We start from the raw sequence: 13,444 nt of genomic DNA on the forward strand, positions 1-13,444 counted from the left end.
TGCTGTCCGTCAGGAGAGGGTAAGGGTTTTTTATTATTTTTGGAAAAAGCAGTCCACACAGGTATGCCCAGTTCTTATCTAGGTTATCCAATATATAGGGAAAAAAGAGATATCCACTAACTTTTTGTTGGTAAATTTTTAAATTTCGCAAGACAAAGTATTGAAATCATATATAATCGGATATATAGCAATATTTAAATAATACGATGGACCTATAGGGAGGGAGCGCTTATGCCTGATTCTTCTTACCCTCTTTCCGTGATGGAAATGAAGGTGAGCTGGGGGGACTGCGACGCCGCGGGCATTTCTTATTATGCCAGGACGTTCGACTGGTTCACGAATGCGCGAATGAAGCATCTTGCCGACTATGGTTTTCCTTATATGACTACTTTCCATAACCTCGGCATCGCGCTTGTCTGTCTGAAGGCAGACTGCGAGTACAAACGAATGGTACGTCCGGAAGAGGAAATTACGGTACATACTTCGTTAACGGCGTTCACCCGTACCCGGATGACCTATCAATACCGGATTTACAAGCAGAACGGGGATTTGGTGGCGGAAGGAACCACCTCCCACGCCTGCGTGGACCCGGAAGGGAACCCGTTTAACCTGAAACGGCGCCATCCGGAGCTGTGGCAGGAACTTTTGGAGAAATGGCCGATGTTTAAAGAGCCGGAAACGGATAACTAAATCGGTTTAGATGAGGTGCAGCAAATGGGAAAAGAAGCGAAAGACCGGATCGTCATCACCGGTATGGGAGCAGTAACCCCGCTAGGGATTGGCGTTGAAGAATATTGGACCCGTTTGAAAAACGGTGAAACCGGCGTAGCCCCAATTACCCGGTTTGAGGCCAGCGGACTTCCGGCACAGATCGCCGCGGAAGTGAAAAATTTTGAGCCGTCCGATTATTTGCCGAAAAAGCTGGCCGGTCAGACGGATATTTTTATGCAGTTTGCGCTGGTTGCGGCCGAGGAGGCCCTTGAGGACAGCAAACCGGATGCCGCGCCGGAACGGATCGGCGTGGTGCTCGGGACCGCCCTCGGCGGCATTTCCACCACGACCGGAGCGCAGGAACAGATCACGGGGAGCGGCAGCTTCCGGGTCAGCCCGCATCTCGTGCCGAAGATGCTCGGCAATATCGCAGCCGGACATATCGGCATCACGCACGGCTTTAAAGGGCCGAGCTTGACACTCAGCACGGCCTGTTCCTCCGGAGCGGACGCGATCGGCATGGCGGCCATGCTGCTGCGCAGCGGACAAGCCGATGCCGTGCTGGCCGTAGGCGCCGAGTCCATTCTGTGCCAGCTGATGGACGCAGGTTTATCCAGCGCCCGCGCTTTGTCTATCCGCAACGATGAGCCTGCAAAAGCCAGCCGTCCGTTTGACCTGAACCGCGACGGTTTTGTCATGGGCGAAGGCGGCGGCGCGTTGGTGCTGGAAACGCTGGAATCCGCGCTGCGGCGCGGAGCGGAGATTAAGGCCGAGCTGCTCGGCTATGCCAACAGCAATGATGCCTACCACGTAACATCGCCCGAGCCGGAAGGACGAGGCGCTATTTTGTGCATGCAAAATGCGCTCCAGCAGGCGGGGATCGAGGCGTCCGCCGTGGATTACATCAATGCGCATGCTACGTCGACCAAACTCGGCGACCAGATCGAAACGAAAGCGATCAAAGCGGTGTTCGGCGAACGGGCACATGAACTCGCCGTCAGCTCGACCAAAGGGGCTACCGGCCATCTGATGGGTGCCGGCGGCGTTACGGAGCTGATTGCCTGCATTCAGGCGGTACGCGAAGGCGTGGTTCCGCCAACGATCAATTATGAGACGCCCGATCCGGAATGCGATTTGAATTACGTGCCGAATACGGCGCAGCGGCGGGAAGTGAAGGTGGCGATGTCCAATTCATTTGGCTTCGGCGGCCAGAACGCTTCGCTGATTGTCGGAAGATTCGAGATTTGACTCAGGCTTCGGCTTAAAAAGCTTAGGAACGATATTTACTGGACTTGGAGGGGAATTTACCGTGGAATATACTTATGACGTTACCATGTTCAAAGATACCTTTGAGCATGAATATACCTATATCAAAGGATTTATGCGCAACGTGCACCGGTTTGCGAACCGGCCGGCCGTAACCTGCACGCAGCGCGAACAGACCTGGACTTACGGCGAGCTGAACCGGGAGGTCAATAAACTGGCGAACGCGTTTCTTGCCGATGAAGTGGGGAAAAACGAAGTCGTCACCTACCAGCTTCTGAACTCGCAGGAATTTGTGCTCAGCTACCTGGCTCCGCAAAAGATAGGGGCGATCAACTCCCCGATTAACTTCCGCTTGTCGCCCGGAGAGACCGCTTATATTCTGGATGACAGCAAACCCGCCGTTTATCTCTATGACGCCGAAATCAAGGAAATTGCGCTGCAGGCCTTGGAAATGGCCGCCCACAAACCCCGCCGGATCGTGATGGTCGACATTACGGGCAACGGCAACGAAGCGCCGGAAGGCCACGTCACCTTTGCCGATTACCTGGCCGGCCAGTCCGATCAGGAGCCGCAAACCGATGTTCGTCCCCACATCTATGACGAGAATACCCGCCTCTATACTTCAGGCACTACGGGAAGACCCAAAGGCGTGCCGCTGAACCACATTAACGACGTGCTTTCCGCTCATGACGTAGCCATGCATTTTCCTTTAAGCCCCGTTGATAAAACGATGAACATGAGCCCGTGGTTCCACCGCGGCGGCCTGCACTCCGGCGGCCCTACACCTACGTTGTATGTAGGCGGGGAAGTGGTGATTTTACGTTATTTCCATCCGAAAACGGCTTTGGAGCTTGCGGAAAAATACGGGATCACCTTCCTGATCGGCGCGCCGCCCATGCTGAAAATGCTTCACGACAGCCAGCTGAAATCGCCGTCTGATTTGTCCAAGCTGAAGGGCATCGTGACGATGGGCGCGCCGCTGGAGCGCGAGGATTGCATCAAATACCAGCAGGTGCTGACGCCGAACATCTTCAACGGCTACGGAACGACGGAAGCGTTCTGGAATACGTTCCTGCGTCCTTACGATCTGCCGGAGATGGCCGGCTCTGCCGGACGTTCCTGCACCGACGACGACATGGCCGTCGTTAAGGTGTATCCGGACCGCAAAGCCGAGCCGGACGACGTTGTTGCCAAAGATGGAAGCGAGGTCGGGGAAATTATCGTCAAGGCGCCTGCCAAAACGACTTATGCCTACGTCAATAACCCCGGCGAAAGCGAAAAAGTCTTTTACAAGGGCTGGATTTACATCGGCGACATGGGCACCTGGGATGAAAACGAGTTCGTGACGGTCGTCGGCCGTAAAAACGACATGATTGTTTCTTCTGGGGAAAACATCCATCCGGTGCAGATCGAAGAAATTCTAAATCAGCATCCGGGCGTCAAGGAATCCGTAGTCGTAGGCGTTCCCGACGAACTGCGCGGCGAAGCCGTAACCGCCTATATCGTAAAGGCTGATCCGGAGCTGACAGCCAAGGAGCTTAACAAGTTCTGCAGCAGCCATCCGATGCTGGCCGCTTACAAGAAACCCCGCTTCTACCGGTTTATCGACGAACTGCCTTATACGGCCACCGGCAAGAAAAAACATTTCGTAGTCAAAGGCATGGCGGTCGAGGATCAGAAAAACGGGCTGCTGGAGAGATAACGGTACGAATAACAGCTAGATAGGACCTGCCCAAGGGGCTCCCGCTGACCAGCGGGGGTCCTTTTGCCGTTTTTTCTGAAACTTTTTCCATATCCTGGCGTCTATTCGTAAATGGATTATAAATTTATGGAAAAGGTGGATAACGATGAAGATCATGCGCAAGGCCACTCTCTACCTGGTTTCTCTTGCGGTGTATCTTATCCTTTAAATGAAGATCCTGCCGAGGCCAAGCCGGTTTTGTATGCCGTGCAAGGAGGGCGGGGGACTTTTGCCTGGGCCGCCGGTCCGTACGCCCAAAAGCTCTTTTTTGTCGGTTCGGAAAATACGAGCCTTTACGGCGTAAAGTTTGCCGACAGATCCTCCCTCTCCTATGACGGAGCGGTCAGCAACCCGATTGCCCGGTTCGATCTGATTGGCAGCGGGCTTTACATCGGTCAGACGGACGGTTTGTTCCGGGCGGTAAATCTGCAGACAGCCAAGCCTGTTCTGCAACTGGCTGTTCCGGGCAGAAACTACGGGCCGACGCTGCGCGAGAACGGGATGATTCTGGTGCAGGTCAAGGGCAAGCTGCTGGCCTTTCCCGAGCCTGCGGAGCTGAAGTAATACGTTGGCCGCCTTTGGCTCCCAAAGAGCTGCCAGGCGGCCATTTCGTTCCAGGCGACCTTTTTCGCCGGAAACTCTTTTTATTTTTCCACGTGGAACTTTTTGCTGTCGAAGGAGCGGGTGAGCGGGAAGGAAGTGTCGGCTGCTGGCGGATTTCGTGAGCGGCAGGGATTTATCCTGTCGACTTTCTCCCCCGATCAGAGAAGAAAAAATCCTTCAAGAAACGCCTTTATCTCCAAATACCGGTGTTCCCAGGTGTTCTCCAGGGCGAACAGGGTTCGAGCCCTGGCGGCCGCAGGGTCTTTTTCAAAAAGGCGCTGCCGCAGGAGCCCGATGAACCGGCCGGGCGAAGCGGCGGCATCCACATGCGGCTGCATCAGTTTGCATTCGGGAAGCGCGCTCGAAATGACCGGTTTGCCTGCGGCCAAATATTCGTAAGCTTTAACCGGGTTCGCGGCTAGCGTGATCGGCGTCAGGCGGAAAGGGATCAGTCCCGCCGAAAAATGCCGCAGATAGGCGGGCAGCTCCGCATGATTTTTAAGGCCGAGGACGTGCAGATTGTCCTCCGCAGACCACTTCGGATATCTGCGGCCGAATTCCGGGCCGATCAGCACCAGGCTGGCTTCGCCCCGCAGCTCATGTGCAGCGCGCCGGATCAGCGCCGCGTCGATCCAGGGCGCCCAGGCTCCGATAAAACCGGCAACGGGACCGGGGGGCAGATCGGCCGGCCTGCCGAGGGGATAGGCAGAGGCGGGCGAGGCAGAGGAATTCACGCCGGGGCTGGGGCCGGAGCCGGAGTCAGGGCTAGAGCCAGAACCAGAGCCAGAACCAGAACCCGGGATTGGAGCAGCTGCCGGAAACCTCGCCGGTGAGACCGCCGGAAGCGGCGGCGGCCCTCCTTCCTCCCGGTCCGGGCAGGGCAGCGGGCTGCCGGTTTCGTGCAGCGCCATATCGGGGTCATAGCCGTTGCGGACGAGCTTGACGGGTTTGCCGGGATACTGGCGGCTCACCCGCTCCGCCAGCCGTCCGGAAGAGCAAATGACCGCGTCGCAGACCGCGATCATGCCGGCTTCGAACGGCTGCCATTCCGGCACTTCATCCGCGCAATCATAAACAATCCCATCCGCTTCATAACGGTGGAGCCCGGCGGAGAGCATGGGCAAAGTGCACCAGATGAGGCGAGAGGTTTGTCCCTTCTGGCTCCCGGCTTCAGCAGGGGAGCCTTTTTTTTGTTTTTTCAGATCCATCAGCCAGGCCTCGTGGTCGTGAACGACAAATAAATCAGGTTCTATGAGCTGGACCGGCTCGCCGTTTGTTGTCCGGTTGCAGAAATAGACCGTATGCCCGGCCCGCGCAAACCGGAGCATCAGCTGCTGGGTGCGCTGTTTCATCCAGGTCCAGTCGGTGGCAGGAGGGACGATGATGACAGCCATGGGGGACCTCCTTTTCATTTTAAGCCGGGTACCGGGCAGGCATTTTTTTTGCCGAGGTGCGCTTTTCCCGAATTCCCTTTCTTCAAGGCATATTCCTTCCCCTGTTGGAATGTGCATGTTTTCAAAACGGTGAAGATTACCGGGATAAGAAGGGGTTTGCGTGAGGTTTGCGTATCGCTTTCCTTTTTGCCGCATAGGGTGAAGAGAGGGGGAATGCGGATGATCATCGCGGTATTGTCAGCAGAGCAGACGGCGGCAGCCCGGCTAACGTTGGATTCGGCCAAAGCTTGTTTTCCGGATGCGGGATTTGTGTCCGTGCGAACGGGGCGGCTGCCCGAACTGAATGCATTTTTGCGGAACTGCTCCGACCCTTTATGTATGACCTTGCAGGCGGGAATCAAGCTGCTGCCCGATTTCCCTGAATATGTTGAAAAAGGTATAAAAACGTCCGAAGCCGCTGATTTTGACTTCCTGCGTACGGAAAAAGAGTCGGGTTGCGGACCTTATTTCTGGAAAACCGCTCTGCTCCGGCCCGCCGGTTTTGCCGGCAGCGACAGGCTGCCTTTTGGACGTTATGTGGAAACGGAATTGTGGAACAGGCTTGCTTCGCGGGAAGGAAGCGTGGGTCTTCAGGTGAAAATACCGGAGCCCGGGGGTTGGCTGGACCATAGTCCCCGGACTCCGAAATGGCAAAACAGCAGAGAGGAGCGGCGGCATATTGAGCCTATGCTGCAGTTTAAAGCCGCTGAGCCGCTGCAAAAGCGGCCGCATTTTTCCATTCTTATGGCCGTATATAACGAAGCCCCATATATTCCTTGGGCGATCCGGAGCGTCGTCAACCAGTCTTTGGCAGATTGGGAGCTGCTGATTGTGGACGACGGTTCCGAGGATGAAACGCTTGCGGCAGTTAACGATTGTCTGGCCGGGCTGGGTGTGCCCCCGGACGGGGGTTCCGGCCGGATCCGGATTATCCCGAGCGCAGCAAACAGCGGAAAAAGCGCGGGTCTGAACCAGGCGCTCCAGCTGGCCCGCGGGACTTGGTCGATCGAGCTGGACGGCGATGACTGGCTTGCCCCGGATTCGCTGGAGCAGCTGGCCCGTACCGTTTCGGATCCCGAAGGCGGAGAGGTGCTTTGGTACGGCGATTACGTGGAATGGCGCGAGCTGTCGGACGGACGGCTGGTTTACAGCGGCGAACGCCGGTTTGACCGGCCGCAAACCGCCTGGCAGATCGCCTCCGGCGGTTATCCGGTGGCTCCGCGCTGTTACCGCACCGACGTTTTGCGGCGGCTTGGCGGCTGGCCGCAGAGCGGCCCTTACGGCGGCCGTTTATACGAGGATATGCACCAGCTTCTTCGCCTGTCCGCTGAAGGAAGGTTTGGGCATGTCCCCCGTCTTCTTTACCACAGGCGGCTTCGAAGCGGCAGCATCACCCGGCGTCATTCGTCGGAGTACAGGAAGTGGAAGGCCTGGGCTGCCGAGGAATATGGGCCGGAGCCGTCTTCCCCATAGCCGGAGAACCCGCCTAATCGGCTCCCTTTCTGTCGATCGGCCGCTCAGCTTGCCAGTACCCGGACGAAACCGACCTTCGAAGCCAGGAACGTCACGTCGGCATCCGGCTGCTGATAGGTGGAGTCGGACACTCTAACCGTAAACAGGCCGCGCCCGGCGGCGATCAGCTCGCCGGTGTAAAGGCTGTTTTCCAGGAAGACCTCTACGGTTCTGCCGGTGTAGAGATTCAAAAGCTCTTCAAACGTCATGGATGTTCCCCCCCTATTTTTTCCGGTTCAGAAAACGGCAGCAATGCTTTCGAACGGAATCAGTACGAACTCACCGGTCGGTTCCTGAAGTTTAATGAAGTTGGAGCCCAGAATAACAAGTGTCCCTGCCACCGTCCCTGCGGAAGTTTCCACGGTTACGGCTTGGCCGAGCCGCTCCATGAAATACCGGGAAATTCCCGGAACCGGCGTTTCACCCCGGACCAGCGTATAGCTGAAGCCTCTGGCATCCCCGCTGGCGAAAGAAATGTCGAAGCCGTCCTTCAGCAGCTTTCTCAGCGCTGCCGCAAGAGAAGTACCGGCTCTCAGCGCCGGCACCCTTCCGGCTTTGCTGATGACGGATACGGTTGAATCTCCTCTCAGGCAATGATTTCTGGAGCGGAGCACTACGATGTCCGGCATATGATGACCTCCTGTCAGGCTGTTTTCCCAGCGTTCCGGGGCCTTTCGGCCAACTTGAACGCTTCTATGCAGTCTACGATTCCAGGTCGCCCCAAGTGAGGTACAACCATCTAAAAACGGCCGAATTGATTCAGACACACAATTGTCTCCCTCAAAAAAATCATATACTTTCATCGGGTGAATTTTTGTGCTTGGAGGACTTTTTCCAGTCCGTCTAGGGCAGGCTGCGGAGCAGCGGCTTAAAAGCATGGGGTTTGCCGGGGCCTTCGATTTGGGAAGGGCCCAGTACGCTTGGAAGGGGGAAGGTTCATTGCGTTTCTTAATACACGGTTTCTACGGGGCAGCCAACGCCGGAGACGATGCCATTTTGCATGCTATCATCGATCAGATTCACGTGTGCAGCCCGGATGCGGAAATTACGGTCATTGTCAGGAGCAAAACGCTGCAGCCTTATTTTGGCCCCCACCCGATCGGAACCGTTGACGGTTTTAATTTAAAAGCGATTTACGATGAGGTTCTGCGAAGCGATATGGTTATTGTCGGGGGCGGGGGGCTGTTTCAGGACTACTCCGGTTTTTCCGCGCTTCATTTGTTTCAGGGGAGCCCTTCCGACCTGAGCCGTTTAGGAGCGCTTAATTATTACAGCACGCCGATTTTTCTGGCTAAAACCTTGGGGAAGCCGATTTATTTGTATGCCCTTGGGATTGGACCCTTCCGTACCCGGGAGGCCGGGCGGGCGACGGCCTGGATCTGCGGGCTTGCGGACGTGCTCACCGTCCGTGACCGGGGTTCGTATAACCTGCTTAAGCAGTATGGCGCCAGGCGGGTGCATTTAACGGCGGATCCGGCCGTGCGGCTGGGGGAAGCGGCCTTTGACGGGGGCGGCTGTGCAGAAGACTCCCGGACGGAACTACCTGGGTCAGAAGAGCCCGGCGGTGTCCGGCTCGCCGGATTAACGCCTTTTGCCGCCGGCGAGCCGGGTGCCGTTCCGCAGGTCGGGCTGAATCTGCGGGAGTGGAATTATGCGGCGGAAGACGGCAGGAAAGCCCGTGAGGCGCTGCTGACCGCAGCAGGAGAGCTGGCGCGGGAATGGGGGGCCAGGCTGCATATTTTTACGCTTAACCGGAGTAAAAGGGAAGTGAAGCTGGCCGAGGATTTTGCGGCCCGTCTCCCGGCGGGCTCGGCGGAAGTCGTCGGTTATGATGGCGATACCCCTCTGGAGCTCAAGCGCAGGCTGGGAGAGCTGGATCTGATGCTTGCCATGCGTCTCCATGCCTGCATCCTGTCCTTATCCGCCGGCACCCCGGCGGTCGGGCTGTCTTATGACCCGAAGGTTAAGCAGTTTTACGAGGAGCTTGGTCTGCCCGAGCTTTGCCTGGAGATCCATAGATCGGACGGTCAGCTGCTGCTTGAAAAAGCGGGCCTGCTGCTTGCCGATGCCGCGCTGTGGCGCGAACGGACAGCCAACCTCATGGTGCCGCTGAGGAAGCGGGAGAAGCGGAACGGGGAGCTGCTGTTCGAGCTGATCCAACAAGCGGGCCTAGGGGGAGTGCGACCATGACGGAAAATACGGATCGGAACGTTGTTACGGGCAAAAGTGCCGGTGCATCGCTAAAAGTGACTTACATCTGCCGGTACGTGCCCGGCGTTAATGAAATCTTAAGAAGCATAGGCAACGGCCTCCAGGAGCTGGGCTGCCAGGTGCAGGAGTTGAACCTCACCGGGCAGATCCAGCTTCTGCACAATCCGCAGCGGCACCAGGGCGGCAACGGTCCGGTGTTCGTGCGGCTGGACAAAATCATGGACCGCCTCCGGTCGTTTAAACCGGATGTGGTTATCTTGTGCGGCGGAGGGTTGACCTTCACCAAAATGCAGATGGAGCAGTTAAAGCGGCACTGCGTAGTCGTCGGCGTTACGCTGAGTGATCCGGACGTTTTTCCAACGGTTTCGCGTTACGCCGATGATTACGACTGGCATACTACGAACGCGCTAAAGGCTCTCCGTCAATACGAAGAGCTGGGGCACCGCCGGACAATTCATATGCCTTTTGCGGTCGATTCCCGCTATTTCGTTCCCCGTGAGCCGGATCCCGAATATGTCTGCGACGTGGCGGTGATCGGCCATGCCCGTCCTGACCGCTATGCCCTAACCCAAAGGCTTACGGAGAACTTCAGCACGATCCTGTACGGCACAGGCTGGTCTTCCCACACTAAAGGCGTCGTACGCGGCGAAAAATGGTTCAAGGCGGCTTACTCCACCCGCTGCCTGGTCAATTTCCCCCGAACCGGTGCCGGGCATACCAATATCAAGGTAGGCGTATTTGAAGCAGCGGCTACGGGCCGCCTGCTGTTTACCGGTTATTTTCCGGAGCTGGAGGCTTATTTCGAATACGGGCGTGAAATCATCGGCTACCGGGATGCGGGCGATCTGGTAGAGAAGCTCAACTATTACTTGGGTCATCCGGAGGAAGCGGAGAAAATCGCCATGGCCGGCCGGGAACGTTGTCTGCGTGAGCATACATGGGACCGGAGGCTGGCGGGGCTGTTTGCGCATATCGATTGGGAAAGCTGCCGGCGGGAGAGAAGCTGGTAGAGGGGCTTAATGAAATCATAAGAAAAAAAGCTGTCCCGGACGCCTGGTCCGCCGACAGCTTTTTTGGTATGGCCCATTGGTGAACAAAATCTGAATTGTCAGCCCACAAATTCAATTTGAAAATCCGGCTAGCAGGAATCAGCCTCTCCCCGCTTGTTCCCGGCCTTGGATCAGCGCGGAGCGGATTTCCGGATGAAGCCGGTACAGCAGGAGGCCGCGGACGGCCCAGGCGATGCCGATGCCGGCGAAGATCAGCCAGTTGCCTTCCGAGAAATGAGTGAAGCCATAGGCTCCTTCAAACACCCAGCGGACCAGCAGCCGGCAGGCGAGCAAAACGATCCAGCACAGAAAATAGCCGACGCCGCCTTTGGTGTACAGTACTCCGCCCCGATACTCCAGCCGGGTGGTGTAAGCCTGACCGATGCCGACCACGGCGGCCAGCAGCACGGTGACTAAAAGTTCGGCCGCGCTTTTGCCCGGAAGCGGGTGCGGTATCGATTGCAGCGCTTCGTAGAAGGCGATGACCGGCAGCAGGAAAAACTGCAGGCGCCGTACTTTTCTTGCTTTAAATTGTCTGAAAATAACCACAATAACAACGGCCGCGATTAGAAGCGGAACCATATACTCGTTCAATGGATCTTCCTCCTGAATGGTTTTGGATTGTATTTTCGTCTTGCGCCGGTGAAGATGTATACAGCTTATCAGGCATCCTGCCCTTAGCGCCTCTGCCGGCAGTTGATTTCCTTAAGCTTCTTCCTCTATCCGGAGATAGAGAGAGATTGGAGGAGGTTATGATACAATGGCCATAAACTTATCGGATATACAGAAGTCAAAGAGGAAAGAAGGAGCGCAAGTTGTCCGCTGGTAACAGAAACCTACTAAGATTGTTCAGACGTTATACGCTGCTGACGATCGTGATGGTCTTTTTTCTTTTGTCGGAATACCGGCCCGAAAGCGGGGCAGGGGCCTTTATTTTAGTCCTGTACGGGGCCGGCTATTTTTGGCTGTTCACCAGCCGGCGCAGGGGATGGAACGGGCTGGAGATCATCGGCCTGCCTCTGCTGCTCATGGCAGGTGTGGCCGCGGGGTATTTGGCCGGCGGAGAATATCCGGGACCGAATCTGCTTTGGCCCCTGATTTTTTTCCTGGCTGTCCCCCCAAAGAAATTCGAATGGGCGGCAAGAGCGCTGGCGGTCTGCACGGGCATCGAGATTGTGATTTTTACGTTCAGCGGCGGCATTCCCTATGAAGCGATCTTTGCCGTTTTTGGCATCTATCTGGCGATTCAGGGCAGAACCCGGTTAAGGAGTGCTTACGGCGTCATCCAGCAGCAGCTCAAAGAATTGAACCAAACGCACGAAGAGCTTCAGGAGGCCCATAAGCAGCTGCAGGAAGCGACCGTAAACTCGATGCGGTATGCCGCACTTTCGGAGCGCACCAGGATAGCCAGGGATATTCATGATGGTTTGGGCCATCATTTGACCTCCATGATTGTGCAGCTGCAAGCCCTTGAGATGATGCTGGAAAGCGAACCCGAGGCTGCGCCTGAAGCGGTGGAAGGGTTGATACGAACGGCCCGCGCGGGGATGCAGGAGGTCAGGCTTGCCGTGCATGAATGGAAGGAAGATGAAAGCGGTTTGGGTCTGGCCGCCCTTCGGGGACTCATTTCGCAAACCGCTGCAAATACAAATCTCCATATTCATTGGGAAGAAAATCAGGAGTTATCCGATTGGGACCCGGCCATGTCCATTGAGCTTTACCGGATTCTGCAGGAGGCGCTGACCAACGTCCTGCGCCATGCGCAAGCGGACGAGGTGAAGATCCGTCTCCTAGAAGAAGACGATTTATTAAAAGTAACCCTGCAGGATAACGGGAGCTACCGGCATGAACCCGGCCAGCCGCTCGGCTTTGGCCAGCAGGGCATTCAGGAACGCTGCCGCTCGGTTGGCGGCACCTGCCGGTTCGGTCAAAATGAGCCCAGCGGGATGACCTTGACGATTGAACTTCCCCTTTGTCCCCCTAATTTTTCGATGTAGGACAAGGCCGGAGCAGGCGTCCTTTTCAGCCGGATGTCAGCCGCTATGAACAGCAGCTTTTGAAATGAGGAAGAAGCGGCGCTTATGAAAAAGTCCAGCCGCTTCATGCGGGAGGAAGATATTTTGGATACTTTAAAACCCATTCGAATCGTGCTGGCGGAGGATCAGGTTTTGATCCGCGAGGGCCTGCGTTTTATTCTGAACCATCAGGAGGACATGGAGGTGGTCGGCGAAGCGGGGGACGGGGAAGAGGCCGCCGCGGTAGCGCAGAAGACCCTTCCTGACCTGATGCTGATGGATGTGCAAATGCCTAAAGCGTCAGGGCTTGAGGCTACCGCGCAGATCGTAAAGCAGCTGCCCGGCGTCAAAATAGTGCTCCTGACGACCTTTGATATCCAGGACTACGTGTTTGACGGGATTCGGGCCGGAGCCTGCGGATATCTGCTCAAAGACACGCCTACAAAAGAGCTGTTATCGAGCATCCGGGCCATCTCATCCGGAGCCGCTTTATTCAACAGCAAGCAGGCGGGTTCCGTTATGTCGCAGGTCATTGCCCTGAACCGTTCGGAAGCGGGGTCAGACAAGGAGGGGGAAGAGGCTCCTCCGGCCCTCCTGCTGGATCCGCTGACCGAACGGGAAAAGGAAGTGCTGCAGCAGATGGGCTACGGAAAGAAAAATGCGGAAATCGCCGCAACGCTGTACGTTTCCGAAGGAACCGTAAAAACGCATGTCCACAACATCATCCAGAAGCTTGGCGCCCGCGACCGGACCCAGGCGGTGGTACTGGCCATCCGAAGCGGTTTGATCGATTAAGCGCGAAAAAACACCCGATCCGAAATCCCGCGGATCGGGTGTTCCATTTGCAACCCATCAGCCCCGCAAGGCTTCTGACTGGCGTTAAGAGCCTTGCGGCTTAACTTG

At 56.5% G+C, this 13,444-nt stretch carries 13 protein-coding genes; 9 read left to right on the top strand and 4 right to left on the bottom strand.

What is annotated here, in order from left to right:
* Positions 1-231: 231 nt before the first annotated feature.
* The 4 genes from AC3ZPD_RS07255 (at position 232) to AC3ZPD_RS07270 (ending at position 4,282) form a co-directional block, all read left to right on the top strand.
* Entirely contained in the window at positions 232-690 is a 459-nt protein-coding gene (locus AC3ZPD_RS07255; RefSeq protein WP_490983609.1) for an acyl-CoA thioesterase, read from the top strand.
* Between the two features lie 24 nt (positions 691-714).
* Complete coding sequence (fabF, locus tag AC3ZPD_RS07260) at positions 715-1,959, top strand: beta-ketoacyl-ACP synthase II (RefSeq protein ID WP_490983610.1); 1,245 nt, start codon at positions 715-717, stop codon at positions 1,957-1,959.
* A gap of 61 nt (positions 1,960-2,020) precedes the next feature.
* Positions 2,021-3,679, top strand: a complete 1,659-nt coding sequence (locus tag AC3ZPD_RS07265) for a class I adenylate-forming enzyme family protein (RefSeq protein ID WP_490983611.1) — start codon at positions 2,021-2,023, stop codon at positions 3,677-3,679.
* Between the two features lie 111 nt (positions 3,680-3,790).
* On the top strand, positions 3,791-4,282 hold the full coding sequence (locus AC3ZPD_RS07270) for a hypothetical protein (protein WP_490983612.1): 492 nt from the start codon (positions 3,791-3,793) through the stop codon (positions 4,280-4,282).
* Between the two features lie 197 nt (positions 4,283-4,479).
* Here AC3ZPD_RS07270 and AC3ZPD_RS07275 read toward each other — a convergent pair whose 3' ends face one another.
* Positions 4,480-5,715: a glycosyltransferase gene (locus AC3ZPD_RS07275; protein ID WP_490983613.1), complete on the bottom strand. Its 1,236-nt coding sequence runs from the start codon at positions 5,713-5,715 to the stop codon at positions 4,480-4,482.
* A 219-nt stretch (positions 5,716-5,934) separates the two neighbouring features.
* Between AC3ZPD_RS07275 and AC3ZPD_RS07280 the strand changes: the two genes are divergently transcribed.
* Positions 5,935-7,227: a glycosyltransferase family 2 protein gene (locus AC3ZPD_RS07280; RefSeq protein ID WP_490983614.1), complete on the top strand. Its 1,293-nt coding sequence runs from the start codon at positions 5,935-5,937 to the stop codon at positions 7,225-7,227.
* A 44-nt stretch (positions 7,228-7,271) separates the two neighbouring features.
* Here AC3ZPD_RS07280 and AC3ZPD_RS07285 read toward each other — a convergent pair whose 3' ends face one another.
* Complete coding sequence (locus tag AC3ZPD_RS07285; RefSeq protein WP_490983615.1) at positions 7,272-7,475, bottom strand: hypothetical protein; 204 nt, start codon at positions 7,473-7,475, stop codon at positions 7,272-7,274.
* Positions 7,476-7,502: 27 nt separating this feature from the next.
* Positions 7,503-7,895: a hypothetical protein gene (locus tag AC3ZPD_RS07290; protein WP_490983616.1), complete on the bottom strand. Its 393-nt coding sequence runs from the start codon at positions 7,893-7,895 to the stop codon at positions 7,503-7,505.
* A gap of 310 nt (positions 7,896-8,205) precedes the next feature.
* On the opposite strand from AC3ZPD_RS07290, the gene AC3ZPD_RS07295 reads away from it, so the two are divergent.
* Both AC3ZPD_RS07295 and AC3ZPD_RS07300 read left to right on the top strand, forming a co-directional pair.
* Positions 8,206-9,456, top strand: a complete 1,251-nt coding sequence (locus AC3ZPD_RS07295; RefSeq protein ID WP_490983617.1) for a polysaccharide pyruvyl transferase family protein — start codon at positions 8,206-8,208, stop codon at positions 9,454-9,456.
* On the top strand, positions 9,453-10,487 hold the full coding sequence (locus AC3ZPD_RS07300; protein ID WP_490983618.1) for a CgeB family protein: 1,035 nt from the start codon (positions 9,453-9,455) through the stop codon (positions 10,485-10,487). Before AC3ZPD_RS07295 ends, AC3ZPD_RS07300 begins: the two co-directional genes overlap by 4 nt.
* A gap of 138 nt (positions 10,488-10,625) precedes the next feature.
* Here the strand turns inward: AC3ZPD_RS07300 and AC3ZPD_RS07305 are convergent, their stop codons facing one another.
* Positions 10,626-11,120, bottom strand: a complete 495-nt coding sequence (locus AC3ZPD_RS07305; protein ID WP_490983619.1) for a hypothetical protein — start codon at positions 11,118-11,120, stop codon at positions 10,626-10,628.
* A gap of 221 nt (positions 11,121-11,341) precedes the next feature.
* Here AC3ZPD_RS07305 and AC3ZPD_RS07310 point away from each other — a divergent pair, with 221 nt between their 5' ends.
* Complete coding sequence (locus AC3ZPD_RS07310; protein WP_490983620.1) at positions 11,342-12,523, top strand: sensor histidine kinase; 1,182 nt, start codon at positions 11,342-11,344, stop codon at positions 12,521-12,523.
* Between the two features lie 84 nt (positions 12,524-12,607).
* Positions 12,608-13,336 carry a response regulator transcription factor gene (locus tag AC3ZPD_RS07315; RefSeq protein WP_490983621.1) on the top strand — a complete coding sequence of 243 codons (729 nt, stop codon included), beginning with the start codon at positions 12,608-12,610 and terminating at the stop codon, positions 13,334-13,336.
* The last annotated feature ends 108 nt before the right edge of the window (positions 13,337-13,444 follow it).

Source organism: Paenibacillus mobilis (genome assembly GCF_058267595.1).

What these genes read in the sequence shown, in the direction of transcription:
- AC3ZPD_RS07255 (WP_490983609.1), top strand. Translation starts at nt 232, where the DNA reads ATGCCTGATTCTTCTTACCCTCTTTCCGTGATGGAAATGAAGGTGAGC.
- fabF (WP_490983610.1), top strand. Translation starts at nt 715, where the DNA reads ATGGGAAAAGAAGCGAAAGACCGGATCGTCATCACCGGTATGGGAGCA.
- AC3ZPD_RS07270 (WP_490983612.1), top strand. Translation starts at nt 3,791, where the DNA reads ATGGATTATAAATTTATGGAAAAGGTGGATAACGATGAAGATCATGCG.
- AC3ZPD_RS07275 (WP_490983613.1), bottom strand. Translation starts at nt 5,715, where the DNA reads ATGGCTGTCATCATCGTCCCTCCTGCCACCGACTGGACCTGGATGAAA.
- AC3ZPD_RS07280 (WP_490983614.1), top strand. Translation starts at nt 5,935, where the DNA reads ATGATCATCGCGGTATTGTCAGCAGAGCAGACGGCGGCAGCCCGGCTA.
- AC3ZPD_RS07285 (WP_490983615.1), bottom strand. Translation starts at nt 7,475, where the DNA reads ATGACGTTTGAAGAGCTTTTGAATCTCTACACCGGCAGAACCGTAGAG.
- AC3ZPD_RS07290 (WP_490983616.1), bottom strand. Translation starts at nt 7,895, where the DNA reads ATGCCGGACATCGTAGTGCTCCGCTCCAGAAATCATTGCCTGAGAGGA.
- AC3ZPD_RS07300 (WP_490983618.1), top strand. Translation starts at nt 9,453, where the DNA reads ATGACGGAAAATACGGATCGGAACGTTGTTACGGGCAAAAGTGCCGGT.
- AC3ZPD_RS07315 (WP_490983621.1), top strand. Translation starts at nt 12,608, where the DNA reads ATGAAAAAGTCCAGCCGCTTCATGCGGGAGGAAGATATTTTGGATACT.